At 50.0% G+C, this 3,429-nt stretch carries 3 protein-coding genes and 1 rRNA gene; all 4 read left to right on the plus strand.

Features of this window, described 5'->3' with window-relative positions; translation table 11 throughout:
• The first annotated feature begins 288 nt into the window (after window positions 1–288).
• Complete coding sequence (locus tag CHM34_RS18145) at window positions 289–993, plus strand: response regulator transcription factor (RefSeq protein WP_094266022.1); 705 nt, start codon at window positions 289–291, stop codon at window positions 991–993.
• On the plus strand, window positions 983–2,338 hold the full coding sequence (locus CHM34_RS18150; protein ID WP_094266023.1) for a sensor histidine kinase: 1,356 nt from the start codon (window positions 983–985) through the stop codon (window positions 2,336–2,338). Before CHM34_RS18145 ends, CHM34_RS18150 begins: the two co-directional genes overlap by 11 nt.
• A gap of 92 nt (window positions 2,339–2,430) precedes the next feature.
• A complete protein-coding gene (locus tag CHM34_RS18155; protein WP_094266024.1) occupies window positions 2,431–2,976 on the plus strand; it encodes a PepSY domain-containing protein in 546 nt (181 codons plus the stop codon).
• A gap of 315 nt (window positions 2,977–3,291) precedes the next feature.
• Window positions 3,292–3,429, plus strand: a 23S ribosomal RNA gene (locus CHM34_RS18160); the annotation flags it as partial.

The raw sequence follows: 3,429 nt of genomic DNA on the forward strand, positions 1-3,429 counted from the left end.
AGTCGTAACAAGGTATCCCTACCGGAAGGTGGGGATGGATCACCTCCTTTCTACGGAGTTATCGGGACCTTGAGGTCCGATACACAAGAACGAACCATCACGGGGTTCATGTTCGCTCTTTGGTTTTCAGGGAATGCAACCCGAGGATATTCTTCGGGTATACAAACCCTCGACTCAATTTTGAGTCGAGGGTTTTTTGCATTTTGCCAATGCCCCATTCTCTCATTAATTTTTAATCTGAATGCGATACATTTGTTTGTAAAAGGACGATAGGGAGAGACTGGATTGATGGGCTCGAAACGGATTTTGATCATCGAAGATGAAGCGAAAATCGCCCGTGTTATAAAGCTGGAACTGGAGTATGAAGGCTACGGGGTGGAGACGGCCGCTGATGGAGCGAAAGGGCTGGAAAAAGCGAAGACGGAAGGATGGGATCTGATCCTGTTGGATATCATGCTTCCCTGCTTGAACGGAATCGAAGTACTGCGCCGGCTGCGCAGTGAAGACCAGACCACGCCGATCATCCTGTTGACAGCCCGGGACACGGTACCGGATAAGGTGACAGGGCTCGACCAGGGGGCCAACGATTATATAACGAAGCCTTTTGAAATCGAGGAATTGTTGGCACGAATCCGTGCCTGCATCCGGACGAATTCCGCCTGGAGAACTGCGGAAGAGGACCCACCTTTAAGTATCGCCGATTTGAAAGTGGATGAGAAGACACGTCTGGTCACTCGTCAAGGCCGGGCCATCGAGTTGACGCCACGGGAATTCGACCTTTTGGTTTATTTGTTGCGCAATAAAAATCAGGTTTTGAACCGGGAGCAGATGATCACCCGTGTCTGGGGGTTCGATTATCACGGCGATACCAATGTCGTGGATGTCTATGTCCGCTACCTCCGAAAGAAGATTGATTATGGGTTTGATTTTCCCTTGATCCATACTGTTCGCGGAGTCGGTTATTGCATGAGGGAGCCCCGGAATGAGGATTAAGACAAAAATCCAGCTTTTTTCTACCGTGTGGATGTGTTTGATTCTTCTATTGATCAACACAGGAATTTATTACCTTTTTCATCATATATCGATGGGCGAAGAAGTCGACCGTTTAAAAAACAAGACGGAAAGTATAATCAAAGCGGTTCACGCAGAGACGGCGGCCCGGCGGGGTAGGGCGAAGCTCCTTAAGGCCTACATTCCCGATGAGGGGATGATTCGGGTGGTTGACAGCCGTTCCCAGCCTTTGCTGACAGTGACGGAAGAACCGGAACTGGTTGAGACCATCCGCCCTCGGTTCAAACATGGGCAACATGTCGCTATATACCGGGAAGGCGAGGAGGATTACGCCACCGCCTATTTTCCGATGCTGTGGGAAAACGGAGACATCGTTACCCTGGAAGTGACAGAGAGTCTGCAATCGGTGCAACGGGATATGGAAATTTTACGGATGGTATTGGCTGTAGCCACCTTGGCAGTCCTTTTGCCATCTATTCTCGGGGGACGGATGCTGAGCCGGCTGATCCTTCGCCCGATCCATTCTCTGACTCGGACGATGGAGGAGAATCAACGCGGGAGCACCTTTAAAAAGCTGGATATGGAATACCGTTCCAAAGATGAACTTTATCAAATGGCTGCCACCTTCAACCGGATGATGGACTTGATGAAAGCCAACTTTGAAAAACAGCGGCAGTTTATCTCTGACGCCTCCCACGAATTAAAAACTCCTCTCACGATTATCGAGAGCTACGCCCAATTGCTCAAACGCCGGGGGAAGAACGAACCGGAGATCCTGGAGGAAGCGGTAGAAGAGATCCATTCGGAGAGTCGGCGGATGAAGGAGATGACCCGGCAGATGTTGGTACTGGCGCGAGGTGAATCCCTCGGTTCCGTCGAACTGCAGGAGGTGGATTTGACAGATCTTTGCGGGAATGCCGTCAAGCCGCTAATCCAAACCTTTCACAGGGAAATCCGCGTCCACTCTTCGGAGGAAAAAGTCCATACGTTGGCTGACCCCCGACAGATCAAACAGCTTCTGTTTATCCTGCTAGACAACGCCATCAAATACAGTAAAAAACCGGTCGAGGTTTGGGTGGGGTATGACCACGGCCTTCCCTCCTTCAGCGTGACGGACTGGGGTGCCGGAATTCCTCGGGAGGATATCGATCTTGTGTTTGAACGATTTTATCGGGTGGACAAAGCCCGCAGCCGCGAGACGGGAGGAACCGGATTGGGCCTATCCATCGCCCGGGAGATCGTCCATGCCCATAATGGGAAGATCGATATCGACAGTGAAGAGGGCCGGGGTACAACAGTGACCGTATCACTGCCCGGAAACGAGTGATGGTTTCTCATCGTTTTTTCATGTTTTTCACAGGGGTCTCTTATCTGGTGCGTTTAGGATGGTTATAAACAAGGACAGAAGGAGTGATCAGAATGAGGAAGAAAAAAACATGGCTCGCCGTTATGGCTGCAGCTGTCATCATCGTCGCTGCGGGGATCGGGGTTCATCCAATGTACGCCAGCGGCAACGAAAAGGAAATAGCGACGGAAAAAGCAGTTCAGATCGCACAGGATCGGTACCCTGGCGAGGTAACCGAGGTGGAGTTGGATGACGACGAGGGCCGCGCCGTTTACGATATGGATTTGGAGACAGAGAAAGGGACATACGATTTGAAGATGGATGCTGTCAACGGGGACATTCTTTCGATCAAACAAGAGGATGTCGGTGACGATGGAACAAAAGAAAACCGAGTGACCAAACAGGCGACAAAAACAAAGATCGGCATGAAAGAAGCCAAACAGATTGCTTTAAAGAAAGTAAATGGAAACGTAAATGAAATGGAACTGGATTATGAGGACGGAAAACTGATTTATGACATCTCCATCGACACCAAAGAGCAAGAGGCGGAAGTGGAGATTGACGCTGAAACTGGGAAAATCGTTTATTTGTCCATCGAAAAGGATGACGACAACGATTAAACCGCAAAGAAAACCGTCGGGATGAGCCCCTTTGATCGAGTGGGGGGCTCTTTTTCAGGTGATGTTACGCCCATGTTGTTTTTTAGTATACCCGAAAAAAGGGATAACCGAGTTAGAAATCGATACCAAACATGGATAAAAGGAAATCCAAAAAAACACTTGCTCTACATCGGAAGCTGTGATATATTATTACTTGTCGCTGTGAGGTAATCCTCTCGCGGCGACAGAAGAAGGTTGATGCACCTTGAAAACCGGATATGGAAAGAAGCCAGGCAAATCTTCATGGAAGATGAAGATTTCACCGGAGCGAATTGAGGAGAAGTTAGGAAGAGCACACGGTGGATGCCTAGGCGCCAGGAGCCGAAGAAGGACGGGGCGAACACCGATATGCCCCGGGGAGCCGTAAGCAGGCAGTGATCCGGGGATTTCCGAATGGGGCAACCCGCCAGCGCC

Origin of the sequence: Paludifilum halophilum (assembly GCF_002245355.1) — a bacterium.
Lineage (GTDB): Bacteria > Bacillota > Bacilli > Thermoactinomycetales > DSM-45169 > Paludifilum > Paludifilum halophilum.